We start from the raw sequence: 24,840 nt of genomic DNA, 5'->3' as shown, positions 1-24,840 counted from the left end.
AAGCATATCCGTTGGGAGCATACCCGTTGAAGAGACTCTATGCAGGTTCTGCGCTGGCTGCTGTGTGCATACTGGGTGCGGCAGCCATATGGTTTTTCGGCAAGGACGACGGTTTTGTGCGCCTTGACGGTGGCACCTTCAGGATGGGATCGGATCGCCACTATCAGGAAGAACGCGCTGCCCATCAGGTAACGGTCGGCGCGTTCCAAATCAAAAAGACCGAGGTGACAAACGCCGAATTCGCCGAATTTGTCGCCGAAACAGATTACGTCACCACCGCCGAGAACGACCTTGATCCGCAAAAATATCCGGGTGTGCCCGCCTATCTGCTAAAGGCCGGTTCCATGGTCTTTGCCCAGCCACCAAACCCGGTCGACAGCCGCGATTTTCGCAAATGGTGGCGTTACGTGGCCGGGGCAAACTGGCGGCATCCGCTTGGCCCCGAAAGCACGATTGACGGCATGGAAAACCATCCCGTGGTTCAGATATCCCCCGAAGACGCGGCGGCCTATGCCAAATGGGCCGGTGGTCGCCTGCCGACCGAAGCGGAATGGGAATTTGCCGCGCGCGGCGGTTTGGATGGCAACGAATATACCTGGGGCGAAGGATACGATCCGTCGCAAGGCTGGAAAGCCAATACCTGGCAGGGTGAATTTCCCAATACCGATACCAAGGATGATGGCTATCACGGGACCGCCCCGGTCGGATCGTTCGCCCCCAATGCCTATGGTCTTTTTGATATGGCGGGCAATGTCTGGGAACATGTGTCTGACTGGTGGGTACCGTTCCACACCGCCGGAACACAAGACAACCCGCAGGGTCCGCCCAAGGCAATTGCCGCCACCTTTGCCGATCCTTCTGTCGGCCCGATGCATGTGGTAAAGGGTGGGTCGTGGCTTTGCGCCCCGTCCTATTGCCTGCGATACCGTCCTGCCGCCCGCCAGCAGGCCGAAACCAGCCTTGCGACCAATCACGTCGGTTTCAGAATTGTCAAAGATGTCAGCCCGTAACCCGATATTGCACCCACAGCCATAATGCCTCCGCAATCTGCTGCGCCAATGGCGCGCCCGACCACAACAACAAAGACAGACGAAAATGCGGATTGCCGTCCTTGACCCTGCCCTGGTGCATATCGTGGCCCTTGTTCTGGCAGTGATTGCCGCCCCCGCCCCGCTTCTTGCGAACGAGGCCCCGCCTGCACCGGCAAACTGGCGCGAAACGAAATGTGCGATGTATACCGATATCCGCGCCGAGGTTCTGAAATCGATCCCGCGCGAGGATATCGGGGCCGACTTTATCAAAGCCGAAGAAGACTATATCGCGGGCGGATGCCGGGGCCGCGCCTATGCCTGCCCGAAAACCGAAACGCAGCTTCAATATGCCAACGCGGTTTCGCTGCGCGTCATGAGCGGCGGCCTTTCGGGAACGTTCCTTCCCTATGGCTGTCCGGGTGGGCCAAAAACGCCCGCCGCACAATAAGCCGATAATTAGCCAAATGGATGATATTGCCGGTTAATCTGCGTCTTGCGCTGCAACAACTTCACGTCTATACACTGGAGTAATTCCAAACGCAGGAGGCTAATTTGCAGGGTAACGACTACGAACTGACCAAGACCCACGTTGATATCTATAACGGCTTTACCGTCTTTATGAAGTGGGGCACCCTTTCAGTGATCGGTCTGCTGATCGTGATGGCGATTTTCCTGCTCTGATCGGCCTGATCGCGGAACAAAAATGCAAAGCTGCCGAAACCGGCAGCTTTTTTCTTGGCCGCGAACAAACCTTATGCGTTATTTTCACCATCCAAATTCACCCCTGAAATGTGTTACGATGCTTCTGGTGTTTCCCGCAAAGGGTTAGGCCACACCTGTAACAAGTCAGGGAGGAAACGATGCAAGGAAGCGACTATGATGCCGAACTGGTCCAGGTCCACGAAAATGGCTGGCACGGTTTTATCAAGTTCATCATCTGGAACATTATTTCGATTGTCGTCCTTCTGGTCCTGTTGGCGGCATTCCTGATCTGATCATCGGCATATTTCAGGCATAAAAAAACGCCCCGCATCTGCGGGGCGTTCCTTATCCGGCGAACCGGAAACCGTATCTCTGATCGCTTAGCCGACGATGTCGGAAGCGACAGCCTTAACCGACGATGTCGGTCTGGGCGAAGAAATAGGAAATTTCGATTGCAGCATTTTCAAGCGAGTCCGAACCATGGACCGAGTTCGCTTCGATGGATTCTGCAAACTGTTTGCGAATGGTGCCTTCCTCGGCATTGGCCGGGTTGGTCGCACCCATTACTTCGCGGTATTTGGCAACGGCGTTTTCGCCTTCCAGAGCCTGGACGACGACCGGGCCGGAAACCATGAAGTCTACCAGTTCACCAAAGAACGAACGTTCTTTGTGAACAGCGTAGAAGCCTTCAGCCTGTGCACGGGTCAGAGCGACACGCTTCTGCGCGACGATGCGAAGGCCTGCGTCTTCGATGACGGCATTGATTTTGCCAGTCAGGTTGCGGCGCGTTGCGTCCGGCTTGATGATCGAAAGAGTGCGTTCGATAGCCATTGGTTTCACCTAGCTACTTGTAAAAATTCGTTACCCCCAAGAAGGGACTGCGGAAGATAAAAAAGCCGACGACAAGGCTTCCTTATCATCCGCAGACCCTAAGGTTGGCGCTATATAAACGCCCTTGGTTCGCAACGCAACACATAGTTCTGCCCGCGCAATTCAGACCTGCGCCCCTTGCATCAACGGTTGAACACCCCCCGAAAGCCGCCAAATCCCGTGAAACTGCGCCCCTTGCCGCCACGCGATGCTTCGATATTGCCCCGTTCCTCCTGTGATCGACCACTCATGACAGTTTCAAGAATCCTTGCGTCACGGCCGTCCCTGCCCTATTGAAAGCACAGATTTTCAAACGATTCCCGAACGCGGACCCGAAATGCTGCAAATTACCGATCTGACCTACCGCATTGGCGGCCGTATGATCCTTGATCACGTGACCCTGACCGTGCCCGACGGGCACAAACTGGGCCTGATCGGACGCAACGGGGCCGGCAAATCCACGCTTCTGAAACTGATTTCGGGCGAAATCGCATCCGATGGTGGCGATGTATCGATTTCAAACCGCACCCGCATGGGCGTTGTATCGCAGGAAGCCCCCGCCGGTTCGCGATCCCTGCTTGATACGGTTCTGGCCGCCGATACGGAACGTGCCGCCCTTCTGCACGAAGCCGAAACCGTCACCGACCCGAACCGGATTGGCGATATCTATACCCGCCTTGCCGATATCGATGCCCACACCGCCGAGGCGCGCGCGGCATCCATCCTGTCAGGTCTTGGCTTTGATGCCGAAGCCCAGCAACGCCCGTGTGATGATTTTTCCGGTGGCTGGCGCATGCGTGTCGCCCTGGCGGCGACCCTGTTCCTGCGGCCTGATCTGCTGCTGCTCGACGAGCCGACCAACCACCTTGATCTTGAAGCGACCATCTGGCTTGAAAACTATCTGATCAACTATCCCGGCACGATCATCCTGATCAGTCACGACCGCGATCTTCTGAACCGCGTTGTCAAACATATTGCCCATCTGACCGATGGCAAGGTCACGATGTATGGCGGCAATTACGACAAATTTGCCAAGACACGCCGCGAACAGCTTGAACTGGCATCAAAGCATTACGAAAAACAGATCGCCCAGCAAAAGCATCTGCAATCCTTCATCGACCGCTTCCGCGCCAAGGCCAGCAAGGCCAAGCAGGCGCAAAGCCGCATCAAGATGCTGGAAAAAATGGGTCCGGCCATTCCAGTGGTCGAAGATCGCGGCATTTCGTTCGACTTCCCAAGCCCCAAGGAACTGCCCCCGCCCCTGATCAATATTCATGGTGGCGATGTCGGTTATGCCGAAGGCAAACCGGTCTTGCGCAATATCAGCCTGCGCATCGATATGGATGACCGCATCGCACTTCTGGGGGCGAACGGTAACGGCAAATCGACGCTGGCCAAGCTGCTTGCCAACCGGCTTGAACTGATGGCGGGCGAAAAACATTCATCAAACAAACTGCGCATCGGTTATTTCGCGCAGCACCAGACCGATGAACTGCGCCCCGATGAAACCCCCTATCAGCATATGGCGTCCCTGATGCCTGATGTGATCGAACACAAGGTCCGCGCCCAGCTTGGCCGCTTTGCGTTTGAGGGCCAGAAAGGCGACACCAAGGTCAAGGACCTTTCGGGTGGGGAAAAGGCGCGCCTGCTGTTTGCGCTGATGACGCTTGATGCGCCGCATATGCTGATCCTTGACGAACCGACCAACCACCTTGATATCGACAGCCGCGATGCGCTGAACCATGCGTTGAATGCCTATGAAGGTGCGGTGATCATCATCAGCCACGATCCGTACCTGATCGAAGCCTGTGCGGATCGGTTGATTCTGGTGGCCGATGGCACGGTCAATGCCTTTGACGGCGACGTCGCCGAATATCGCCAGTATCTGCTGAACCGGGCGCGTGATGAACGCCGCGCGGACAAGGCAGAGGCCAACGAAAACGGCGAACCGGCACGGCCAGAGGACAAAGGCAACCGCAAGGCGCTCCGTCAACAGGCCGCCGAAAAGCGCAAGGCCGCAGCCCCCATCAAGCGCGAGATCGAAAATCTTGAAAAACAGATGGAAAAGCTGAGCGCGCGCCGCGACAAAATCAAGGAAGAAATGGCCGACCCGGCGCTTTACGAGCCCGATAACGCCACCAAACTGACCACCTTGCAAAAAGACCTCGGCAAGATCGAAAACGAACTGGCCGAGATCGAAACACGCTGGATGGAAAAGCAGGAAGAATACGAACAGAAGGTGGCGTAACCCGCCGCCTTCTGGCATCTCCCCTGTTCTGATGTCACTCCCGGTCTGACCGGCAATCCCGCCCCCTGCCATCAAGTCGCCGAATTCCCCCCGCAGCCTGATCAAAGGGCAAAGCAAACAATGCGGGAGACGGACCATGGCTGATGTCATCTATGGGACCGACGGGGCAGATGTGCTTGTCGGAACGGACGAAGGCGAACTGATTTTCGGGCGCGCTGGCGGTGATTATATCCGCGGGCTTGGCGGGAATGACCGTTTCTATGAAGTCGGGCCGGGGGACGATACGCTTGATGGTGGTGCCGGACATGATCATTTCCACGCCAGCATCGGTAACGATACGCTGATCGGTGGTTCGGGCAATGACCAGCTTGATGGCGGTCCGGATGCCGATATCATCGATGGCGGCCCTGGTCGGGATGAAATTCAATTTTCCTATTCAAATGACGCGATCAAGGAAGGTGTCATTGTCAATCTTGCCACCGGCATCGGTTCGGGCGGTGATGCCGAAGGCGACCGTTACAGCAATATCGAAGATATCCGTGATTCACGCTATGGCGACATTCTGATCGGCAATAACGGCAACAACGCCTTTTACCAGAGCTATAACGGTGCAGGCGAAGGCGACATCATGATGGGTGGTGGGGGCGATGACAAATTCTACGCCAGCAGCAGTTCCACCTTTTCCGAAGATCAGACCAGCTTTTTCATCGGCGGCGAAGGGTCTGATACCATCAGCTATATCGCCGGTTGGGGCAACGATGCGCCTTATGGGGAATATGGTCCGCAGCCGGTGATCAATCTTGAGACCGGATCGGGGCGGACCGGCGATCATTTTTCCGGCATCGAAAATGTCGATGGCAGCAATCAAAGCGACCTGATCATTGGCGATGACAACGACAACCGGCTGATCGGCAACAAGGGCGGCGATACCATCTATGGCCGCGATGGCGACGATTTCATTGTTGGCGAAAACATCCATGGCGAAGCCGGAAATGATACGCTTACCGGCGAAGGATATGACGTCTCGCTGTATGGTGGCGATGGCCATGACACGCTTGATGCCGGCCCCATAGCCCATGAAGTTTTCTCCGACAACATCCTTTCGGGTGGTGGCGGCAATGACTGGCTTCAGGGCAATGTCGGCAACGATACTTTCGTCTTCGACGCCGAAGCCTCCAGCCGGGATCGGGTGGTTGATTTCGAAAGCGGCAATGATGGCGATACCCTGCTTCTCACCGCGGATCTTCAGGCAAGGTCCGGCATCACCGATTTCGACAGCCTGCTGGATCACGCCAGCGAAACCGATGGCGGCGATCTATACATTGATTTCAGCAATGGCGATCCCTGGACCTTTGGCGTGATTGTCGAGGATACGGCAAAGGCCGACCTGACCCCGGACAATGTCATGTTCGCCGAGGTCTGAGGCGTTGAGCAAACGACGGCGGCGGATATTTGAAAACCGCCGTCGTCCCTTTACGCCACTATCGCCTGGATGTATAAATCCACCACACCACAACAACCTGAAATAAACGCCTGCCCCCATGAGCAATGCCAGCGCGCCAAAGCTGCTTTCAAGCACCAACCCGCAAATCACCAAGGGTGACGACAACGAACCGGTGCAGGCCTATATCGCCGCAATGCCTGACTGGAAAAGCGCGATCGGGCGGCGCATTGACACCCTTGTCGAGCAGGTCTTTCCCACTGTCCGCAAGGCCGTCAAATGGAATACGCCGCTTTATGGCAAGGAAGACGGCTGGTTTCTGGCGATGTATTGCTACAAAAAATACGTCCAGATTACCTTCATGCAGGGCACGTCCCTGACCCCGGTGCCACCGTTTACCTCCAAGGTCGAAGGCATCCGCTACCTCAATATCCACGAGGATGATCAACTCGACGAAGCCCAACTCACCGACTGGATCAGACAGGCCAGCAAATTGCCGGGGAAAAAGCTTTGAGCTGGGTAAACAACCAATAAGGCATCCGTCTACAACCAAGAAAGAATAATCAGCAACTCAAATTCAGATGAAAAGGATACTGTCCCCATCCATTTCTTGAATTGTCATTTTTCTGACTAACGAACCCGTAGGCTCTTGCAGCCCAACATAAACGCGTTTTCCATTGGAAATAATGAAGACCATTGGCTTATCGACTTGAGACACCAAGAAACGCCAACTGCGAACATCTATATGTGATGGCGATGCAATACCATTTGGATGCGTATGCCACTCTCCAACCCAATCTATTGTCCCTCTAGAGCGCGTCCATAGTTCAGCCGCTATCTCGCTATGCCCATGCTTGGAACGTTTAAAAAGACTTGGTGATGCAGAATCCCGACATTGGGCATAAGTGGTGTTCGTAATCTGCAACCCAAGGGCTTTGCGAAACCCCAACAAGATCCCACCAGTTTCGTTAGTTGGCTGAGATGGTATTGCTCTCGCACAAAGATCGGTCAATATCTGCCTAGGAATCAGAACTGCAATCAATGCCTTTCCCTCAAGCGTGCACACGCAGGACATCTTTTTGAAGGAACTGGGGATAAATTCCTGTGAAATCTCCCTCTATCGTCGTCAATGACGATTGTCCTAAGCCGCTTTCCTGGCTTTCCTGTTGCCCAGTCAAGGGCACTACGAGCAGCCAAACTTGCGGACATTACTGAGCAATCCACTGAGAAGGCAGCATAAGGATCATCACCACAAGTCGCAGGCTGAAGCTCTAATTGAACGTCTTTTTTTGCTCCTGGATAGCGCCAATCTTCGCCCATCTCCGGTCGCAGACACCTGAAACATGCAAAATCATCATCTAGATTTAGAAAACTCTGCACTGATGCACCATTCATCACAACCCATGCATGTAAAACCGCCTGAACCTTACCTGTCTGGTCATTCAAAAACCGATCATTTAAAGCACACTGGACATTCCATTCACCAGTGACATCAATAATCAATTGATGCTTTCGCAAATCGTTCCAAACGTCTTTCACGTCCGCATTAATAGCTTTAATTTTCACATCGGGGTGAAACCGTTCTAATTCCTTTTTGAGCGCGGTTACCTTCCGTTGTCCCAGATAATCGAAACCTAGAAAGTGCCTACCAATGTTTCCCGGTTCTAAAATGCCTTTGTCGACAATTGTTAAGACACCGTTTCCAAGCCCAAACCCGCTTTGGACAAGCATTCTTGAAAGGAACCCGCCAATCGTTCCACACCCAATCAATGCAACTGAGACATCCATTAAACAATTACTCAATAAATTATTACGTGAAGTCACGTCTTGGAAGCTGGTCAATATTCCACTTAGTCGATCTATCTCAACATTTCTGAATTTTCTGCTTGTAAGTTTACCAGTCGACCTAACCGCATGATTCCCAGTAAAACTCCTCATTTTTCCTTTGAGAGCACTTTTCAGAGAACACCCAACAACAGCATTTGGCGCGGAAACAAAGAATGACCTCCCATTATTCAAGAAAAATAGAACATCTTTCCACTTGCAATTTGAAGGAAGATTTTGCGACATAAGCCATAGTTTAAACTCTTCCAGATCACGCGGGCATCTTATATTTCCTCCCGTTCCAATTATTTCCGGAAGAAACCAAACAAGAACTTTAGAAACATCAAACACACGATGTCCCTTCAGCTTATTTTTTGAGGATATTACTTCAAATTGATAGCCGTCATAGTTTTCTGCAAAAAACTTAAAGGCTTTTAGCGGACCGACCATGTGCTGACTGGGCAACATAAAACGGACACGTTTTTGAGACTTCCAATATAACTGAAATTCTTCTGCTACAGATTGGCTTACCTTAACCTCAGATACATCCAACGTACGATGAATCTCATCAACAACACGCAAAATAGATTCACCCGGCTTGTACATATCGAGAAGCAAGCCATGCTCAGAAGCATAACAAATACTGTTATCGACTATTACATGCCCCATTCTACCGGGAGGAACTTGTTGTGGGTTCTTTAAAGTGGCCGTTGGAAGCTGGAGAAAAGTAGTGTCTGACACACTTAAATGAATATCCAACTTTAAACCACTGACCGAAATCACACCGTCATAGTCACAAGCCCCAGGTCCGGCATACGAAAACCCAAGTTTTCTGAGAGTTGCGTCAATGGCATGAATTGCCTGAGTTGGATCCATTAGCCAGATGTTGATGCAATGACTTTAGGGACGGATACTTCTGCGGGTTTTGCGCTCTTAAGAGCTGCAATAGTAGAACCAAATTTAATTACATCCGGACGATTTGGTATTCGGTCCCCAAAGCGAAGCCTGAGCTTCCTTACGATCACATCAGCATCACCTGTATACAACAGCGCAGTTTCCATCTGATCCCGCAGTATCTGAGATTGAGAAACGATTTCCTCTACCTCACTTTGCTCCCAATCATTAAGCGACAGCCCCAATACCGGATTGGTGATATCTCCAGAAAATATGTCTGGTAACAGTCGAGATACCTTCAAAATAAGCTCGTCATCACGCCACTCAGTGGGGAAGCCACCCTCGAACCTAGTCAGGGCAAGCTGAACTGCTCGCATTATGCATAAAGAAGATAATGGAGACTTATCCCATGTGAAGTCCCTCCACCCCTTAAAGAACCGACACAATCTAATATATGGGGCTCCGTATCTCGCCCTTTGAGCCTGAACCCATTCATGCAATTGGTGGGGGTCAGATTGAATCCAAGTACCATCCGCTCGTGCTAGCATAACCTTGTCCGAGGGCAAACGATTGATCGTGCCAAGACTATCTCGAAACAACTGAGAACTCTGCATGTTCGCATTTTCCGTTGCGATAGCTAAAGATTCAAATTCATTTCTAGGAATTGAATAAATCGGAATATCAATATGGGCCCCTCGCGACAACCTTACCCGCACACAGTTTGGCTTAGATTGAGCACTCCAACCGTTGTCATTTAAAGTTGTAAGGACAAAATCAAAAAGGGACTTGGCGATAAGTGCTGGTTTGCCGTCACTCAAAAAATCTACAGGAACGTACATTCCGTCGTCTAAATCTATTTCCTGCACTTGAGGTTTCTCTGGAGAATTCAAAGTTCCATAGACATAGCTACCCTGCGTCATAAATTTCATGCTAATATTAGGTCTAGCGGATTGACTGCTCGAGTAGATACTGTCTGACACCCAAAAATGACTATCGAACCTTAGGTTCACTGCATTGTCACGTAAAACAGCTCGGATGTCCTTGCGAGCCAAAAGTAGAGATTCAATAACATCTTCAGGGACAGTGAGGTTAGCGAGATAGCTAGGATCTTTCTTCAATCCACAAAAAAGCGCATGGGCATTAGCTAACGTCATTGGAAACCTCGCTGCTCAACTCTACAATAGTTTAACCGAACTCCCTGAACGCACAAGGATTAAGTACTCCTTATGTACAGTGCATTTCCCTTAAAATGGCTATTCTGGCCTTTTGCTTGGCTGGTGTTATTAATTTTCTTGTTAGTGGAATTTTCCAATTCACTTCTGCCGCTTGAGCTGCGCATTACGATAGTGCCCTCCGCTGCACTTGGCATAAGTTATCTTGTTACCATTAATCCAATTTGGAGGACTCTTTGGAAGATATGCCCCTTTTTGGGATCAAAATTCTTTCCTGATCTTAATGGTACTTGGGACGTGGAACTTCAATCAAATTGGCCAAGACAGAAAGAGCTTATTGACGCAGCAACAAACAATAAGAATGAAATAGATTATACTCACATAGAAGACTCAATGCTCGCACCTCTTAAAACAGAGAAATTTAGAGCAGAAATAAATCAAAATTGGTTTAAGATCGAAATAAAACTATGGAATCCAGAACAGAACTCCACAATTAAAGACAGCAAAACCATAACAGTCTCCCCGATACGTGGAGATGGTTTTAAGCCTCATAGATTATGCTACTTTTTTGAACAAGATGGATTTTCTACCAGCTTACTAGATACTGATAACTTTCCTGGAGCAGCCATTATAGAGTACCATCCAGAATCCAATACTTTAGAAGGAACATTCTGGACTGCTCGAAAATGGCAAAGAGCCATAAATACTGCAGGAAAAATAAAGTTTCTAAAAATCGACCCCAATAGCAGTAGTCAACCTTGATATAAAGCTCCACCAAGCTATTCTCTTTCCCCACCTTCCTGACATGAGCCTGTCAGGAGCGCCCTGCTAGTTTATCCCTGCCGATCAAGCCGTTCGGCGGATAAATTACGAGCGCCCCATGACATATGCTGAAAATCTCTGGCTGTTCTTTGTTCTGCTGTCGGGCATTATCATTGTGCCCGGCATGGATATGTTTTTCGTTATTGCCAATTCCCTGACTGGCGGCAAACGTGCCGGGTTATCGGCCACCGCCGGGATCATGCTGGGCGGGGTGTATCACACGTTGCTGGGTGCCATCGGCATCAGCGCCCTTCTGGCCATTGCGCCCTGGCTTTTGAATGTCATGCTGTTTGCCGGGGCGGCCTATATGGTCTGGATCGGCATCACGCTGTTGCGCAGCGCCATCACGGTTGATCGCATCCGGGCGGCCAAGGCCGCGTCGCTTTGGATCGCGTTTCGTCAGGGCATGATTACCTGCATGCTCAATCCCAAGGCCTATCTGTTCATTTTCGCGGTCTATCCGCAATTCATCCGCCCGCATTACGGGCCGCTTTGGTCACAGGCGCTGGTCATGGGGATCATGACGGCCGCCGTACAGCTTGCGGTTTATGGCGCGCTGGCCCTTGCGGCCGGAACCAGCCGCAACCTGATTACCGGCAATCCGGTGGCAACGATTTTCATCGGGCGGACGGCAGGTTTGCTGTTCATCGGTGTCGCCCTTCTGACCGCGTGGCAGGGCATGGCGACAACCGGGATCAACTTTTGATTGACAGGGCGGTGTGGCCTGATCAATACTTAACCTCATGGTTAAGTATCAAGAAGCCGAACTGAACGACATCTTTGCCGCCCTTGCCGATCCAACCCGCCGTGCGCTTCTGGCGCGGCTGGAGACGGAAGAAAACCTGTCGGTCAGTGAACTGGCGCGACCGTTTCACGTTTCATTGCCTGCGGTGATGAAACATCTGGATGTTCTGTCCGATGCCGGGCTGATTGCGCGGCAAAAGACCGGACGCACGGTCAATGTGCGCCTGAATGCCGAACCGATGGAGCACGCCATGGAATGGCTGGCCCGCTATCAGCGTTTCTGGTCGCACAAACTCGATCAGCTTGCCGCGTTCCTTGAAGAAGAAGACACCATCCCCGAACGGGGAAAAGACGAAATAACGGACTAGGGAAAAGACGTATGTCTGAAACGATAAGTCAAAAACCGAGCCTGACGATCCGGCGCCGGATTGTCGCCCCACCGGCAAAGGTTTACGCCGCATGGATTGAACCCGAAAAACTCGCCAGATGGTGGGGACCTGCGGGATGCGAAATGATTGATGCCACAATCGACGCCCGGACCGGCGGCACCTTTCGCATCCGGTTCAAGGAATCAGGCCCGGAGGGTGAAATCCACGATGTCAGCGGCACCTATGACGCGGTGGAACCCGATGCAAAGCTGTCATTCAGTTGGCAATGGATCACCATGCCCGAACGCAAATCGCACGTGACCCTGACCTTTATGGCCGAGGATCACGGGGCGGCCACCATTCTGATCCTCCATCACACGCAGTTCTTTGACGAGCGTGCGCGTGATGGCCATCAGGAAGGATGGAGCAGCGCGCTTGACAAGCTGGAGGTCTGTTGCACTTCGGAATGATTTTGCCCCGATTTCCGTCTTGACCTCAACCACGGTTAAGGTCGCAACATCGCCCCGAATGAATACCGCAGAATAAACACCGCGATGCCCCAATTTATCGCGGCCTGCGCCACCACAAGAAATACAGGAAACACGAGACATGAGCGCCCCGACACGTCCCGATGCCCCCCTTGCGTCACCCGCCACGTCACCCGCCAAGTCACCGGCCATCGATAACAAGGCCACCCGCCGCGAATGGATTGGCCTTCTGGTTCTGGCCCTGCCCTGCCTTCTGATCGCGATGGATATGACGGTTCTGCACCTTGCCGTGCCGCATCTGACCGCAAGCCTTAATCCGACAAGTGACCAGTTGCTCTGGATTGTCGATATCTATGGCTTTTTCATTGCCGGATCGCTGATCACCATGGGCACCCTTGGCGACCGGATCGGACGGCGCAAGCTGTTGATGATCGGCGGCGGCTGTTTTGGTGCGGCATCCGTGCTGGCGGCCTTTTCCGATACGCCGGAAATGCTGATCTTTGCGCGTGGCGTGCTGGGTATTGCCGGGGCAACATTGATGCCCTCCACCCTGTCGCTGATACGATCCATGTTCCACAATGACAAGGAACGTTCCTTTGCCATTGCCGCATGGATGACGACCTTTATGGTTGGCACCGCTGCCGGGCCGCTTCTGGGCGGGCTTGTTCTCAGCTATTTCTGGTGGGGGGCTGTTTTCCTGCTTAATGTGCCGGTGATGGTGCTTTTACTGATTGTTGCCCCGATCCTTCTGCCCGAACACAAGGCCGAAAGCTTTGGCCGGCTTGACCTGTTCAGTGCTGCCCTGTCGCTTGGCTCGGTTCTGGCGATCATTTACGGGGTCAAGGTCATTGCCGCCTATGGCTTTGGCAGTGATGCGTTTGCCGCACTCGTGTTTGGCCTGCTTGGTGCATGGATTTTCATCCGCCGGCAGCGCAAGCTAGCCGATCCGCTGCTTGATCTTGATCTGCTTAAACAGAAAACCATCTCTTTGCCGATTGTGATCCAGACCGCCGTGATCTTTGCCGGGATGGCCTATTTCCTGTTCCTGTCGCAGGCCTTGCAACTGGTCATCGGGCTTACCCCCATTCAGGCCGGACTTTCGATGCTGCCTGCGACGGTGGCGGGGATTGTCGGCTCGATGGGGGCACCCGTTCTGATGGGGCGCTTCAAACCCGGGCAGGTGATGACCGGTGCCCTGATCCTGACGGCAATCGGCTTTGGCATGCTGTCCTGGCCGGGCAGTGTTGTCAGCCTTTATGTCCTGGTCGCGGGTGCGACGATCTTCTCGCTTGGGATTACGCCGGTTGCGATGATCTGTACGGATATGGTTGTCGCATCTGCCCCTTCGGATCGGGCCGGATCGGCAGCCGCGATGTCGGAAACCAGTGCAGAACTTGGTGGCGCGCTTGGCATTGCCATACTGGGCAGTGTCGGTACCGCGATCTATCGCGATGTGATGGTCAAAGCGGTGCCGTCGGGCGTCGGGGATGAGGCCGCGGATGCCATCCGCAGCACATTGGGCGGAGCCGTCAATGCGCTTTCCGATCTTCCGGCGTCAATATCATCTGACATTCTGCCACTTGCACGCGCCGCCTTTACGGATGGCTTACAGGTTATTTCGATTATTTGCACAATTTTGATGGTTTTGTCGGCCATTGGCACCCTGATCGCGTTGCGCGATGCCCGTTGTGACACAAATAACGATGATGGGGCGGAAGGCGCAAAAAGCGATGCTGCGCTTGACCCGGCCCTGAAACAGGCAGCCTGTGCCGCCGGAACTGTGGAGTAGTCACAATGCGAAGTCCGGAACTCCCCCCAAGACTTGAAAGCAAACGTTTCATCCTGCGCGATTTCACGCCCTCGGATCGGGCGGCCTTTGTCGCCTATCAGCTGGATGAACGGTATCGCGCCCTTTACGGCACCGCGGATAATGACCGCACCCGTGCGAGCAGCAATGCGCTGTTTGATCGGTTCCTGGCATGGCAGGAAGAACGCCCACGGCGCAATTTTCAGGTCGGGATTTTTGATAAATCGTCCGGCGATCTTCTGGGATGCGTCGGCCTGCGTGGCAAGGATCTGCCGGTGGATAGCGCGATTTTCGGGATTGAGCTGTCACCAAGCCATTGGGGGCGTTACCGCGCCGCCATCGAGGCCAGCACGATGATGATCGCCTTTGGTTTCCGCGAGCTTGATCTTGCGTCGATCATGGGCGTTACGGCCAGCGACAATAAACGCATTGCCCGTCTGGCTGACTGGTTCGGAGCCGAAGTCGTGGCGGAACGTCACGGGTCGGAAAATTCCCCCGAATGGACTACCGAATGCGGCACCGCAAAGGTCGACTGGTCGCTTAAACGCACGATTTGGGACCATGGCAGACCCGATGCGTCACGCCGCACCGATGCCGGTAGCGACAATTTTGTCTATGCCAACTGCAATCTTAAAACCGGCACTGCCGCTGAGATGCAAAAACACGCCTGCAAGGGAATGTAAGCCGGGACCGGTCAGAAACCCGACCGGTCCCGATACAAGTTTGAATTGCCCACCGACCTTCCCCGGCACGATTGTCTTTGCATAGCCTTCTGATCAGCGCCGCCACCCGATCAACAAGGAGGATATGATGAAACGCCCCGAAATCGTCTCTCGCGCGGAATGGCTTGATGCCCGCAAGGCGCATCTGGAACGGGAAAAGGCACATATGCGCGCCTATGACCGCCTGTGCGAGGAACGCCGGACCCTGCCATGGGTGCGGGTCGACAAGGAGTATGTCTTTGACACGCCGGACGGTGAAAAATCGCTGGCCGATCTGTTTGACGGCCGCAATCAGTTAATCGTCTATCACTTCATGTTCGGACCGGGCTGGAAAGAGGGCTGTGTGGGCTGTTCGTTCCTTGCCGACCATTTTGACGGTGCCAACCTGCATCTCAAACACCATGACGTGACGCTGGTTGCTGCTTCCCGGGCGCCGCTTGCGGAATTTCAGGATTTCAAAAAGCGCATGGGCTGGGACTTCACGTGGGTTTCCTCGGCGGGTTCGGACTTCAATTACGATTTCGATGCGTCATTTCGCCCTGATGACGTCAAGGCCGGCAAGGCGACCTATAATTACGCGCCCTATACCGGCAAGATGGAAGACCTTCACGGCGAAAGCGTCTTTGTCCGCGATCCCGAAACCGGCGAGATTTTCCACACCTATTCAAGTTATGCCCGTGCCGGTGATGCCCTGATCGGGGCGCACGCCTTCCTTGACATGACGCCCTTTGGCCGTAACGAGGACGGGGTCATGGACTGGGTCAAGCTGCATGATCAGTACGAGGATTACAAACCGGTGCATTCCTGCTGTCACTAGCAGGGATTAGCCGAAAGACAATCGGTATATGTCCGCACAAAAAAGCCCGCGCTCTGATCCGAGCGCGGGCTTTACTTGTTTTGAATAATCGCTGCGATTATTCAGAAATTTTGAAAACCGGCAGGACCGAGCCTTCATATTTGGTTTCGATGAATTCACGGATCGAATCATCGTGATAGGACTCAACCAGCGTTTTGACCCAGGGTGCATCTTTGTCCTGGGTGCGGGTGACGATCACGTTGGCATAGGGGCTGTCATTGCCTTCAATCGCGATTGAATCCTTGATCGGGTTCAGACCGGCTTCAAGCGCGTAGTTGGTGTTGATCGCCGAGGCATCCAGATCAGCCAGCGAACGCGGAAGCTGGGCCGCATCAAGTTCGACGAATTTGATGTTTTTCGGGTTTTCAATCACATCAAGCGGGCTGACCGAAAGACCGGCAGCCGGATCGACCTTGATCAGGCCTTCGGACTGAAGCACCAGAAGCGCACGACCACCATTGGTCGGATCGTTCGGAATGCCGACTTCGGCACCATCTTTAAGCTCGCTCAGATCCTTGATCTTGTCGGAATAGATGCCCATCGGGGTCAGGATGTTATAGCCGACAACCGAAAGGTCATAACCACGATCCTTGATCTGGTTATCAAGGTAAGGCTTGTGCTGGAAGCTGTTGGCCTGCAGGTCGCCATCATCAAGCGCCTGGTTCGGAATGACATAATCCGAGAAGCTGATGATTTCGATATCAAGGCCCTTTTCGGCCGCGACCTTGACGACCTGTTCCATGACTTCTTCGTGCGCACCCGGGGTGACGCCGATCTTGATTTTCTCGTTCGCCAATGCCTGCCCGGTCAGGGCGGCGGCCAGAACGGCAGCAGCCGTCAGTTTAAGCAGAAACCGCATGGTAAAACTCCTTGTTTACTGTGGTGTTTTGCGGGAATTCAAAGAAGATGAAGAAACAAAAACAGTGATCAGATATTGCGTTTATCAGCCTTGCGCGCCAGCCAGTCGCCCAAGCTTTGCACCATCTGCACCACCACAATCAGGGTGATGACAACTGCCGCCATCACATCGGGGCGGAAACGCTGATAACCGTAACGAATGCCAAGATCGCCGAGCCCGCCGGCCCCGACCGCACCAACCATCGCCGAATACCCGATCAGGGTTACCGCGGTTAAGGTCAGGCCGTGAATGATGCCCGGCAATGCTTCGGGCAGCAGCACCTTGGTCACCACCTGAAACGGGCGTGCACCCATGGCTTGGGCGGCTTCGACAAGGCCGCCATCAACCTCGCGGATCGCACCTTCGATGATGCGTGCGATGAACGGAATGGCCGCCACCGTCAGGGGCACAATCGCCGCTGCCGTACCGATGGAGGTTCCCGCCACCAGACGGGTGAACGGAATGATCGCCACGGCCAGAATGATGAAGGGGACGGACCGGGTCGCATTGACGATCGGACCAATGATTTTCTGGAACAGCGGGGCTTCGAACAGTTCGCCGCGCCCGGATGTCGCCAGGATCACCCCGATCGGCAAGCCGAATGTCGTGCCCAGCACAAGGGCCGAAATCACCATCGAAAAGGTTTCAAGCGTTGCCTGAAGCAGGATCGGTGCAAGTGTTGCAAACATGATTAAGCCTCCCGCCCGGTGGTCGCAGCGGTATTGTTCCGCGCCGGGTAATCCAGAAATTCATCGGCCAGAAGCGATTGCGTCGTGGCGTGGGTCGGGTTGGCGAAAATCGCGTCAACCTTGCCTTCCTCGACAATCACGCCGCCATCCATGACCGCCACCCGGTCACAAAGCTGTTTGACCACGGCCATTTCATGGGTGATCACCACCATGGTCAGGCCCAGGCGTTTATTGATGTCACGCAGCAGGCTGAGAATCTGGCGGGTGGTTTCCGGATCAAGGGCGGATGTGACCTCGTCACACAGGACGACCTTGGGATTGCTTGAAAGCGCACGCGCAATGCCAACGCGCTGTTTCTGACCACCGGAAAGTTCGGCGGGATAACGGTCACGTTTGTCTTCAAGCCCGACCAGCGGCAACAACGGATCAACCGCGGCGGCAATTTCCGCCTTGCTGGCCCCGGCCAGTTCAAGCGGCAGGGCGATATTGTCGTAAACCGTGCGCGATGACAGCAGATTGAAATGCTGGAACACCATGCCAAGCTGACGGCGAAACAGCGGCAGATCGCGTTTTGCCAGTTGCGTCACATCGGTGCCATCAACAATGACACTGCCCGCTGTCGGGACTTCAAGCAGATTGATGCAGCGAATAAGTGTGGATTTTCCCGCACCAGACCTGCCAATAACCCCAACGATTTCACCGGCTGCGATATCAAGATTGATGCCGTGCAGCGCGGTATGCGCCGGGCTTCCGCGCCGTGCGGAGTAAGTCTTCTGGACGTTCGAGAGCCTGATCATGGATCCCAACCTTTTCCGAACATAAAAAAACCGCCGCGGCTATTCCCGAGGCGGTCGTACATGTCGGAGCGTGCACGCCCTCTCGCTTTAGCCGCATTTTTATCGCGCCCGCAAGCTGAGGAGCAAATCGGCGCGTTCGATATGACATGTATAGCGAACCGAACGCCGTTCATCAATCCCGATGCGCATGCAATTTACGCATGGCTTGCATGAGATCGAAATAATCAACAGGGAATATTTGTATTAACTTCGCCTGTCACAGACCCCGCTCGCCCGCGTCATAGGACGTCTTCACCAAAGCGGGACCGGACAAATGGCCTATGCCGACAGGATCAGCGACCTTGCCCGAACACTGGCGCAATACCCGACCAATGTGACCATCACCGGCAGCAGGATCGACATTCGCACCGCCAAGCAGCTTGAAAGCCTGAATGCGCAGATCAGCAATGACCAGAGCCTTGCGCGCGATGGCGATACCCTGATTGCAGCAGGCAGCGGCAAGGATGCCAAGGCATTGTCGCAACGCCTTGCCGATGGCGCCCCGCAGGTTGGCAATCTTCTGGCGGCGTTTGGCGCGCAGGATACCGAGCGGCTCAAGACGCTGAGCATCATGAGCAAACAGAAATTCGATGCGAGCGCTGCCAGCCGCCTTCAGGCCGAGAAACGCTTTGCCGATGAGGTTGCGAAACTGATGATGCAGGAATCACAGGCGGTTTCTGCCCTGCCGACATCGCCCTGCGGTCCCAAACCGCAACCCACACCATCGCCATCGCCCTCCCCCGGCCCCAGCCCGTCACCGGTGCCGTGGCTTGACGATGTGATCGCGTCACTTCCCGGTTATTTGCAGATCACCATCCCCGATGCGGTTGCCGGATATGACGCCGACAGTCTGGCAATTGCCAGCAAGGCGGCCGGGGATGCGGCCATCAAGCTTGGCGTAAAGACGCCGGACGGGATTACCGATTACGCCACCGTACAGTTCGCAGGTGGGCCGGACGTCACCAGCCAGCCGTGGGCCAGTGCGATCCTGAAAGATACCGGACTTGGCACCATCGATGACCGGATCGCCATTCTGAACAACGCGCTTCAAGCACGGCTGTCCTTCCCAGACGGGCTTGCCGACGCCCCTTCTTTCGCATCCACCAGCCGCTGAGGACGCCATGGCAAATTATACCGTCCAGCTTACCGCTCCTGCCGGAAATTATCCGTTTGACCAGGTGCGCGTTTCGCTAACCTGTGATGCCCAGCCGCAACAGACACAGGATTTGACACTGACGCCGAGTATGGCGGTTTCGCATGTCTTTGATATTGCAAATGGTACGTGGCGGCTGAAGATCAGCGGCATCGGATTTGTGCCCGTGGACGAACAGAATATTGTGGTTAATGGCGACGCCACCAATGCCAAGAACCTTACCGTGATCTATTATACGCTGCACACGGACCGGGACAGAGATGGCGTGCTTGATGCAGCAGGAACACTTAACCAGCTTAGTCCACGGACCATTACTTTCGGAACGGCAGGACGCGGCGCGATCATCCCGGTCAATTGCAACCGGGATGGCAATAATGCGGTTGTCGGACGTACGGACAATCAGGATCAGCAGGTTAACGGCAATAGTGATCTGGTTACAGGCGTTGCACGCTTTGAAATTCGTCGAACCATTGTTGGTCCGGTTGTTGTCGTGCCTGCGGGTTGGGAACTAAGGCTCTGGCTCGACAAAGCAATAAACACGGATGCAGCAGCCCAACGCCATTTCCGGATTTTTGACGGGGATGCCAATAACAGCCTTGAAATCATCGGCCCGGAAACCGCGGATGAGGCGAATATCACAACCGCATCGGTTGGTGCCGCCAAAGCATACGGCATTGAGGCCGTCAGATTTGCAGGGCAGAACTTTACGTCCGGTCAGGGCATCGTCAGTCTTTTTGTCATTCAGCCCGAAGTCACCGGAGCAAACAACCCGACATATATGTATGGCGAACGTATCGTTGCCGCCCGCTGGATTGGAAACCATCACCGGCAAACTGTTTCGCGTTTGTATGTTGCTGATGCGGGAAATGCGCAATTCCGAACAGATCTTGGCAACGCGGCCGCGGCAGACAATCCGGCTATTGCAGTAACAACTGGCGCACCGCGAATAACACCTGCCACAAATGTTACCTTCCTCAATGGGAATGCATGGGCCAACTACGCCCCCATAGGGGAAACTGTTCCTGAGCCAGCAGGAGACGATAGATGGATGCGCGATACCATTGTATCCGGTTTAAGTTCTTGGCCGGGCAACGTCCTTAACACACCGCAGACAGCCGATGTGTTCATGAAGACCCATAGATGGAGATCCTTGCAGAATTGGGTTTTCCGCATCCTTCTCGATCTTCCCGATCCCTTAAATCCCGGCGTTCCTCCGCATCCCAAAGTAGGTGTTTGGTACCCTGCAGCAGGAAGCGCCGATGCTATCACCTCGGCTAACTCCGGGGGAAACATTGCTGTAACCCCACCCGTTCAGAAAACGGCGAATGGCATTGTCACACCGTATCGATACGGCCGGATTTATTACGGCCATAACCGGTATCACAGGGTCGATGCCAGCAGCCGCGACTTCATGGCCGCCCAGAATATGCAAACACCGATCATTCTGGATACGGACTGGCTACTGGTTGGTCACGTCGATGAAATGATGACCTTTGTACCCGACAACAATCCGGGAAATGCCTTCAAAAAATGGAAGCTTCTGGTGGCAAGTCCGGCAGAAGCATACCGGCTTATGACAGCAGCCCAAGGTGCGCATGGCGCAGCAAATGTACTTAATCGTGCGGCATGGGATAACGTTAACAATCGTTTTGATTATACAAGCCTGCAAATCAACGGGACCAATGTTGGCGCAACCATCAACGCCCTTCTTGGAAACGGTCAGGCCCCCTTAACCAATCCACGAGATCACAGCAATTACACATACAAGCAACTGCGCGACTGGAATATCGGCGGCGTTGAAACGGTCATCGCCAGAAATGTCACGCTCCTGAAAAATGCATTCGATCTGGTCGATACCGATATCATCAAGGTTCCAGTCATATTCTTCCCGGAGAGCTTCAATCCAGGTGATTTCACCTTTGCAGACAAGGTTTCTGGCTGGACGATCGGGCGCGATAACGGCTTTAACGTCTATCCGGGCAAACAGGGCGGTTTTCAGTGCGGTGCCTTGACCGGTGACATGCCCAATATGTTTGTTGGTAATGACCGCCTAATGATCCCCAAGCCTTTCGGTCCGTGGATCGAGGACAATACAAATCCCAATCACGGATATGATCTTTTTGAACGTGATTTGACCCAGAAAATCGCTGCCATCGTCAATGGCCCCACCTGCGACTTCATTGATGACTGGGATGATTATCACGTTGCACTTGGCGAAATTCACTGTGGCACCAACGAACTGCGTGCGCCCTATAACGGTCAGGCGGCCTTCGGCAATGCGCGCTATGCCAACTGGTGGACAGCGGTTGATGCGTGATATCGTGACATATGAAACGGGAGCTTTCCGATGAGTGCACAAAGCGACTATCAACAGGCCCTGAAAGATATCGCCGACCTTGCAACACAGGAAGCAACCCGCGTGACCGGCCGCCCGGCACCGCAGGCGATTGACCAGATTTTCCGGCAATATGGCGGCACGATTGCCGCCCCGATGATTGATGATTTGAAAGCCGGTTCGTGGAAAAAATGGGAAAGCTGGCAGTTGGGCGGGGCGATTGCCTATCTGTCGAGTTACGGCACATCGGCCGCCGTCGCCCCATTGCGTGACATCGAACAGAATTATCCGGTGACGGATATTCAGATTCAGGCAAAGGCACTGGCCGACCTTTTGGCAACACTTGACGTTGCCGTGTCCGAGGCCAAGCAAATCCCGCAGGTACAGGACGCGATCAAAAGCGGGAATGCCGATCAGATGGCGCGTGCGATGTTGTTGGGGTTGGCGCAAATCGATCCGGACTGGCCGGTGCGGGCATCTGAAATCCAGACAAAGCTGTTTGCCCTGTCGGCGGACAGTTTCCCGGCAATCAATGAAATGGCGGATGGGAAACTAAGCCAGAATGACGTCACCAAGGCGCTGGTGGAAATCCTGTTTGAGGATGTGACATCGGGGACGGGCACGCCGTAAGCATAGTAAAAGCCGATCAGCTTTCGGCCTTTTTTTCCCACGCGCCTTGCGGGGTCTGCTGCCAGTAAGACAGCTTGTGCCCAGCGTCTTTCCAGTCTTTCCAACGGGTACGTGCCTCGGCCACCGCATCATGATCGCGGTCGTCAAACAGCATGATCACGCGTTCATAATCGGCGATTTTGCCGCTCATCGCGCGGTCGGTCAGGAACAGGAATTGTGCGCCGTTGGGATTTTCATCATCGGATGTCAGCCAGACCGGCTGCATTTCGGGATCACCATCAGATTTCGATCCATGGGGCATCCAGCTTGCGGCGTCATAGGTCCAAAGCAGGGTATTGAGCGCCTCGATCCTTTCCTCGGTCCCGGTCATGACGACAGCACGTTTTTCCCGCTCCAACGTCTTGGACAGCAGGGTCGGCAATGCACGTTCCAGCGGGGACGCGGTCAGATGATAGAACCAGATGTCAGCCATGGTCGATTTCTATCGCGAACATGAAAACGGGGCAAGGTGATCGTCACCCTGCCCCTCAAGTTTCTGGTCAAACCGCCGTGAAATCAGGACTCACAGTTATCAGCAACAAAGCGATCAAGTAGACGTACACCATAGCCGGTGCCGCCCTTTGGCGTGACTTCGCTATCCTTCGTCGCCCAGGCCATCGCGGCGATATCAAGATGCGCCCACGGGCGATCCTTGGTGATGAAGCGTTGCAGGAACTGGGCCGCCGTGATGGAGCCAGCCGGACGGCCACCGACATTTTTCATATCAGCAATGTCGGATTTAAGCTGGCTGTCATAGGCCTTCGACAGCGGCAGGCGCCAGACGGTTTCATTGACCGCAAGACCGGCATTGGTGATCTGGGCCGATAATTCATCATTGTTGGAAAACAGCCCGGCATTTTCATGGCCAAGGGCAATAATGATCGCGCCGGTAAGCGTCGCCAGATCGACGATCAGTTTCGGATCGTATTTCTCCTGCACATAGGTCAGCGCATCACACAGGACAAGGCGGCCTTCGGCATCGGTATTGATGACTTCGATGGTCTGGCCCGACATCGAGGTCACAACATCACCCGGACGCTGTGCCGTGCTGGATGGCATGTTTTCAACAAGGCCGATCACGCCGATCACGTTGGCCTTGGCCTTGCGCCCAGCCAATGCCTTCATCAGGCCGGAAACCACACCGGCCCCGCCCATATCGAATTTCATGTCTTCCATGCCAGCAGCCGGTTTAATCGAAATACCGCCGGTATCGAATGTCACGCCCTTGCCAACAAAAGCGACCGGTGCGTCCTTTTTCTTGCCGCCGTTCCAGCGCATGACAACCATATAAGGCTTGTGCGCCGAACCCTGCGCCACGCCCAGAAGCGCCCCCATGCCAAGCTTTTTCATTTCCTTTTCGTCAAGCACGTCAATCTCGATACCGAGCTTTTCAAGCGCGCTGACTTCTTTCATGAAGCTTTCGGGATACAGCACATTGGCCGGTTCGGACACCAGATCGCGGGTCAGGAACACGCCTTCGACGACCTTTTTGGCACTGTCGAACTGTTTTTTCGCGTCCTTGTGATCGCGCGCGGCAATCGCGATGGATTTCAGGACCGGTTTGTCTTCCTTGGTTTCGGTGGTGCGGTATTTATCGAAACGATAATCGCGCAGCATCGCACCGGTGGCGAAATCACAGGCCATGCCTTCCATGTCAAACAGGACCGTCACGTCCTTCTCGCCGGTCGAAAGCGCACGCACGGTAACATTGCCACCAAGCTTCTGGGCGGCGATCACGTCAAACTCGGCTTCCTTGCCAATCCCGAACACGATGATGCGCGAAAGATCGGTATTGGCCGGTGCCAGAAGCTGCAGGCTTTGCCCCGCCTTCCCCTTGAAGGTCGATCCCTTGATCGCCTTGGCAAGTGCCCCGCCGGTTGCTTCGTCCAGCGCCACGGCACTTGGCATCAGATCGCCGCCATCGGTGGCAAAGGCGATCACAGCGCCCGAGGTCGGGATGGCGAGATCAGAAAACGTGATCTTCATGAAAAAAGGCTCCTGTCATGTTTCGGGCATGTGTGAGGTCTGCACCGGCAAGCCCGCCGATGCTGGAATGCTTTCCCTAATCTAGCGCGTTAAATGGCGAAGAAAAGGCTTATTGCTCAAAAACCTGCGGGATTTTACTTAACAGCAATATATCGTGACGTTCGAATGCGATATCGATACCGACGCCATTAATTAGATATTTCTGTATTAATGAAATTTAAGATTGTTGAAATCGGGAACTTCAATATCATTAATAGCTCAAAAGGATAATTAAAGTCCCTACAC

Annotated in this window: 25 protein-coding genes and 1 pseudogene; 17 read left to right on the top strand and 9 right to left on the bottom strand. The window is 53.9% G+C overall.

Annotated features, from left to right (window positions below):
* Positions 1-26 precede the first annotated feature (26 nt).
* The 4 genes from R1T41_RS15040 to R1T41_RS15025 all read left to right on the top strand — a co-directional run bounded on the left by R1T41_RS15040 (position 27) and on the right by R1T41_RS15025 (position 2,026).
* Positions 27-1,010 (top strand): formylglycine-generating enzyme family protein, encoded by a 984-nt coding sequence (locus R1T41_RS15040; RefSeq protein ID WP_317337675.1) that lies wholly within the window; start codon positions 27-29, stop codon positions 1,008-1,010.
* Positions 1,011-1,095: 85 nt separating this feature from the next.
* Positions 1,096-1,479, top strand: coding sequence for a hypothetical protein (locus tag R1T41_RS15035; RefSeq protein ID WP_062958961.1), 384 nt, complete (start codon positions 1,096-1,098; stop codon positions 1,477-1,479).
* Positions 1,480-1,583: 104 nt separating this feature from the next.
* On the top strand, positions 1,584-1,712 hold the full coding sequence (locus R1T41_RS15030; RefSeq protein WP_082824790.1) for an aa3-type cytochrome c oxidase subunit IV: 129 nt from the start codon (positions 1,584-1,586) through the stop codon (positions 1,710-1,712).
* Positions 1,713-1,891: 179 nt separating this feature from the next.
* Positions 1,892-2,026 carry an aa3-type cytochrome c oxidase subunit IV gene (locus R1T41_RS15025; RefSeq protein ID WP_082824789.1) on the top strand — a complete coding sequence of 45 codons (135 nt, stop codon included), beginning with the start codon at positions 1,892-1,894 and terminating at the stop codon, positions 2,024-2,026.
* 115 nt (positions 2,027-2,141) lie between these two features.
* On the opposite strand, the gene ndk is transcribed toward R1T41_RS15025, so the two are convergent.
* Entirely contained in the window at positions 2,142-2,564 is a 423-nt protein-coding gene (gene ndk / locus R1T41_RS15020; protein WP_007091418.1) for a nucleoside-diphosphate kinase, read from the bottom strand.
* A gap of 376 nt (positions 2,565-2,940) precedes the next feature.
* Here ndk and R1T41_RS15015 point away from each other — a divergent pair, with 376 nt between their 5' ends.
* The 3 genes from R1T41_RS15015 (at position 2,941) to R1T41_RS15005 (ending at position 6,806) form a co-directional block, all read left to right on the top strand.
* The gene (locus R1T41_RS15015; protein ID WP_062952396.1) at positions 2,941-4,851 is read left to right on the top strand and encodes an ABC-F family ATP-binding cassette domain-containing protein; all 1,911 of its coding nucleotides are present in this window, start codon (positions 2,941-2,943) and stop codon (positions 4,849-4,851) included.
* A gap of 136 nt (positions 4,852-4,987) precedes the next feature.
* Positions 4,988-6,274, top strand: a complete 1,287-nt coding sequence (locus R1T41_RS15010; protein WP_317337674.1) for a calcium-binding protein — start codon at positions 4,988-4,990, stop codon at positions 6,272-6,274.
* Between the two features lie 118 nt (positions 6,275-6,392).
* Entirely contained in the window at positions 6,393-6,806 is a 414-nt protein-coding gene (locus tag R1T41_RS15005) for a DUF1801 domain-containing protein (RefSeq protein WP_317337673.1), read from the top strand.
* Positions 6,807-6,869: 63 nt separating this feature from the next.
* Here the strand turns inward: R1T41_RS15005 and R1T41_RS21960 are convergent, their stop codons facing one another.
* Genes R1T41_RS21960 through R1T41_RS14995 form a run of 3 tightly spaced genes read right to left on the bottom strand, consistent with a single transcriptional unit; the run spans position 6,870 to position 10,164 of the window.
* Complete coding sequence (locus R1T41_RS21960) at positions 6,870-7,367, bottom strand: Mov34/MPN/PAD-1 family protein (protein WP_411045425.1); 498 nt, start codon at positions 7,365-7,367, stop codon at positions 6,870-6,872.
* Positions 7,331-8,992, bottom strand: a complete 1,662-nt coding sequence (locus R1T41_RS15000) for a ThiF family adenylyltransferase (protein ID WP_317337672.1) — start codon at positions 8,990-8,992, stop codon at positions 7,331-7,333. Before R1T41_RS15000 ends, R1T41_RS21960 begins: the two co-directional genes overlap by 37 nt.
* On the bottom strand, positions 8,992-10,164 hold the full coding sequence (locus R1T41_RS14995) for a CBASS cGAMP synthase (protein ID WP_317337671.1): 1,173 nt from the start codon (positions 10,162-10,164) through the stop codon (positions 8,992-8,994). Before R1T41_RS14995 ends, R1T41_RS15000 begins: the two co-directional genes overlap by 1 nt.
* Positions 10,165-10,236: 72 nt before the next feature.
* Here R1T41_RS14995 and R1T41_RS14990 point away from each other — a divergent pair, with 72 nt between their 5' ends.
* From R1T41_RS14990 to R1T41_RS14960, 7 genes are all read left to right on the top strand, one after another.
* On the top strand, positions 10,237-10,944 hold the full coding sequence (locus R1T41_RS14990; RefSeq protein WP_317337670.1) for a hypothetical protein: 708 nt from the start codon (positions 10,237-10,239) through the stop codon (positions 10,942-10,944).
* A gap of 118 nt (positions 10,945-11,062) precedes the next feature.
* The gene (locus R1T41_RS14985) at positions 11,063-11,710 is read left to right on the top strand and encodes a LysE family translocator (protein ID WP_247793717.1); all 648 of its coding nucleotides are present in this window, start codon (positions 11,063-11,065) and stop codon (positions 11,708-11,710) included.
* A gap of 37 nt (positions 11,711-11,747) precedes the next feature.
* A complete protein-coding gene (locus R1T41_RS14980) occupies positions 11,748-12,116 on the top strand; it encodes an ArsR/SmtB family transcription factor (RefSeq protein ID WP_062952391.1) in 369 nt (122 codons plus the stop codon).
* An 11-nt stretch (positions 12,117-12,127) separates the two neighbouring features.
* The gene (locus R1T41_RS14975) at positions 12,128-12,586 is read left to right on the top strand and encodes an SRPBCC domain-containing protein (protein ID WP_062952390.1); all 459 of its coding nucleotides are present in this window, start codon (positions 12,128-12,130) and stop codon (positions 12,584-12,586) included.
* Positions 12,587-12,725: 139 nt separating this feature from the next.
* Entirely contained in the window at positions 12,726-14,393 is a 1,668-nt protein-coding gene (locus tag R1T41_RS14970; protein WP_062958955.1) for an MFS transporter, read from the top strand.
* 5 nt (positions 14,394-14,398) lie between these two features.
* Positions 14,399-15,094, top strand: a complete 696-nt coding sequence (locus R1T41_RS14965; RefSeq protein WP_317337669.1) for a GNAT family N-acetyltransferase — start codon at positions 14,399-14,401, stop codon at positions 15,092-15,094.
* Between the two features lie 124 nt (positions 15,095-15,218).
* Positions 15,219-15,950, top strand: a complete 732-nt coding sequence (locus R1T41_RS14960) for a thioredoxin family protein (protein ID WP_317337668.1) — start codon at positions 15,219-15,221, stop codon at positions 15,948-15,950.
* Positions 15,951-16,047: 97 nt separating this feature from the next.
* Here the strand turns inward: R1T41_RS14960 and R1T41_RS14955 are convergent, their stop codons facing one another.
* The 3 genes and pseudogenes from R1T41_RS14955 to R1T41_RS14945 form a co-directional block, all read right to left on the bottom strand.
* Positions 16,048-16,848 carry a MetQ/NlpA family ABC transporter substrate-binding protein gene (locus tag R1T41_RS14955; RefSeq protein WP_114116175.1) on the bottom strand — a complete coding sequence of 267 codons (801 nt, stop codon included), beginning with the start codon at positions 16,846-16,848 and terminating at the stop codon, positions 16,048-16,050.
* Positions 16,849-16,916: 68 nt separating this feature from the next.
* On the bottom strand, positions 16,917-17,576 hold the full coding sequence (locus tag R1T41_RS14950; RefSeq protein WP_062952387.1) for a methionine ABC transporter permease: 660 nt from the start codon (positions 17,574-17,576) through the stop codon (positions 16,917-16,919).
* A 68-nt stretch (positions 17,577-17,644) separates the two neighbouring features.
* Positions 17,645-18,373, bottom strand: a pseudogene (locus R1T41_RS14945) (methionine ABC transporter ATP-binding protein); the annotation flags it as partial.
* Positions 18,374-18,686: 313 nt separating this feature from the next.
* Between R1T41_RS14945 and R1T41_RS14940 the strand changes: the two are divergent.
* Genes R1T41_RS14940 through R1T41_RS14930 form a run of 3 tightly spaced genes read left to right on the top strand, consistent with a single transcriptional unit; the run spans position 18,687 to position 22,530 of the window.
* Positions 18,687-19,526, top strand: a complete 840-nt coding sequence (locus R1T41_RS14940) for a hypothetical protein (RefSeq protein WP_317337666.1) — start codon at positions 18,687-18,689, stop codon at positions 19,524-19,526.
* Between the two features lie 7 nt (positions 19,527-19,533).
* On the top strand, positions 19,534-21,882 hold the full coding sequence (locus R1T41_RS14935; protein WP_317337665.1) for a protein-arginine deiminase family protein: 2,349 nt from the start codon (positions 19,534-19,536) through the stop codon (positions 21,880-21,882).
* A 30-nt stretch (positions 21,883-21,912) separates the two neighbouring features.
* Positions 21,913-22,530, top strand: coding sequence for a hypothetical protein (locus R1T41_RS14930; RefSeq protein ID WP_317337664.1), 618 nt, complete (start codon positions 21,913-21,915; stop codon positions 22,528-22,530).
* A gap of 16 nt (positions 22,531-22,546) precedes the next feature.
* Here R1T41_RS14930 and R1T41_RS14925 read toward each other — a convergent pair whose 3' ends face one another.
* Positions 22,547-23,002 (bottom strand): DNA polymerase III subunit chi, encoded by a 456-nt coding sequence (locus tag R1T41_RS14925; protein ID WP_317337663.1) that lies wholly within the window; start codon positions 23,000-23,002, stop codon positions 22,547-22,549.
* A gap of 83 nt (positions 23,003-23,085) precedes the next feature.
* Positions 23,086-24,555 carry a leucyl aminopeptidase gene (locus R1T41_RS14920; protein WP_317337662.1) on the bottom strand — a complete coding sequence of 490 codons (1,470 nt, stop codon included), beginning with the start codon at positions 24,553-24,555 and terminating at the stop codon, positions 23,086-23,088.
* Between the last annotated feature and the right edge of the window lie 285 nt (positions 24,556-24,840).

This window comes from Thalassospira lucentensis (assembly GCF_032921865.1).
Taxonomy (GTDB): domain Bacteria; phylum Pseudomonadota; class Alphaproteobacteria; order Rhodospirillales; family Thalassospiraceae; genus Thalassospira; species Thalassospira lucentensis_A.
This window is presented reverse-complemented; position numbering and strand designations above follow the sequence as displayed.

What these genes read in the sequence shown, in the direction of transcription:
- R1T41_RS14935 (WP_317337665.1), top strand. Translation starts at nt 19,534, where the DNA reads ATGGCAAATTATACCGTCCAGCTTACCGCTCCTGCCGGAAATTATCCG.
- ndk (WP_007091418.1), bottom strand. Translation starts at nt 2,564, where the DNA reads ATGGCTATCGAACGCACTCTTTCGATCATCAAGCCGGACGCAACGCGC.
- R1T41_RS14960 (WP_317337668.1), top strand. Translation starts at nt 15,219, where the DNA reads ATGATGAAACGCCCCGAAATCGTCTCTCGCGCGGAATGGCTTGATGCC.
- R1T41_RS14940 (WP_317337666.1), top strand. Translation starts at nt 18,687, where the DNA reads ATGGCCTATGCCGACAGGATCAGCGACCTTGCCCGAACACTGGCGCAA.
- R1T41_RS15005 (WP_317337673.1), top strand. Translation starts at nt 6,393, where the DNA reads ATGAGCAATGCCAGCGCGCCAAAGCTGCTTTCAAGCACCAACCCGCAA.
- R1T41_RS14950 (WP_062952387.1), bottom strand. Translation starts at nt 17,576, where the DNA reads ATGTTTGCAACACTTGCACCGATCCTGCTTCAGGCAACGCTTGAAACC.
- R1T41_RS14955 (WP_114116175.1), bottom strand. Translation starts at nt 16,848, where the DNA reads ATGCGGTTTCTGCTTAAACTGACGGCTGCTGCCGTTCTGGCCGCCGCC.
- R1T41_RS15035 (WP_062958961.1), top strand. Translation starts at nt 1,096, where the DNA reads ATGCGGATTGCCGTCCTTGACCCTGCCCTGGTGCATATCGTGGCCCTT.
- R1T41_RS15010 (WP_317337674.1), top strand. Translation starts at nt 4,988, where the DNA reads ATGGCTGATGTCATCTATGGGACCGACGGGGCAGATGTGCTTGTCGGA.
- R1T41_RS15015 (WP_062952396.1), top strand. Translation starts at nt 2,941, where the DNA reads ATGCTGCAAATTACCGATCTGACCTACCGCATTGGCGGCCGTATGATC.
- R1T41_RS14975 (WP_062952390.1), top strand. Translation starts at nt 12,128, where the DNA reads ATGTCTGAAACGATAAGTCAAAAACCGAGCCTGACGATCCGGCGCCGG.
- R1T41_RS15000 (WP_317337672.1), bottom strand. Translation starts at nt 8,992, where the DNA reads ATGGATCCAACTCAGGCAATTCATGCCATTGACGCAACTCTCAGAAAA.
- R1T41_RS14930 (WP_317337664.1), top strand. Translation starts at nt 21,913, where the DNA reads ATGAGTGCACAAAGCGACTATCAACAGGCCCTGAAAGATATCGCCGAC.
- R1T41_RS14965 (WP_317337669.1), top strand. Translation starts at nt 14,399, where the DNA reads ATGCGAAGTCCGGAACTCCCCCCAAGACTTGAAAGCAAACGTTTCATC.
- R1T41_RS14995 (WP_317337671.1), bottom strand. Translation starts at nt 10,164, where the DNA reads ATGACGTTAGCTAATGCCCATGCGCTTTTTTGTGGATTGAAGAAAGAT.
- R1T41_RS14990 (WP_317337670.1), top strand. Translation starts at nt 10,237, where the DNA reads ATGTACAGTGCATTTCCCTTAAAATGGCTATTCTGGCCTTTTGCTTGG.
- R1T41_RS14920 (WP_317337662.1), bottom strand. Translation starts at nt 24,555, where the DNA reads ATGAAGATCACGTTTTCTGATCTCGCCATCCCGACCTCGGGCGCTGTG.
- R1T41_RS14970 (WP_062958955.1), top strand. Translation starts at nt 12,726, where the DNA reads ATGAGCGCCCCGACACGTCCCGATGCCCCCCTTGCGTCACCCGCCACG.
- R1T41_RS14925 (WP_317337663.1), bottom strand. Translation starts at nt 23,002, where the DNA reads ATGGCTGACATCTGGTTCTATCATCTGACCGCGTCCCCGCTGGAACGT.
- R1T41_RS14980 (WP_062952391.1), top strand. Translation starts at nt 11,748, where the DNA reads ATGGTTAAGTATCAAGAAGCCGAACTGAACGACATCTTTGCCGCCCTT.
- R1T41_RS15025 (WP_082824789.1), top strand. Translation starts at nt 1,892, where the DNA reads ATGCAAGGAAGCGACTATGATGCCGAACTGGTCCAGGTCCACGAAAAT.
- R1T41_RS21960 (WP_411045425.1), bottom strand. Translation starts at nt 7,367, where the DNA reads ATGTCCTGCGTGTGCACGCTTGAGGGAAAGGCATTGATTGCAGTTCTG.
- R1T41_RS14985 (WP_247793717.1), top strand. Translation starts at nt 11,063, where the DNA reads ATGACATATGCTGAAAATCTCTGGCTGTTCTTTGTTCTGCTGTCGGGC.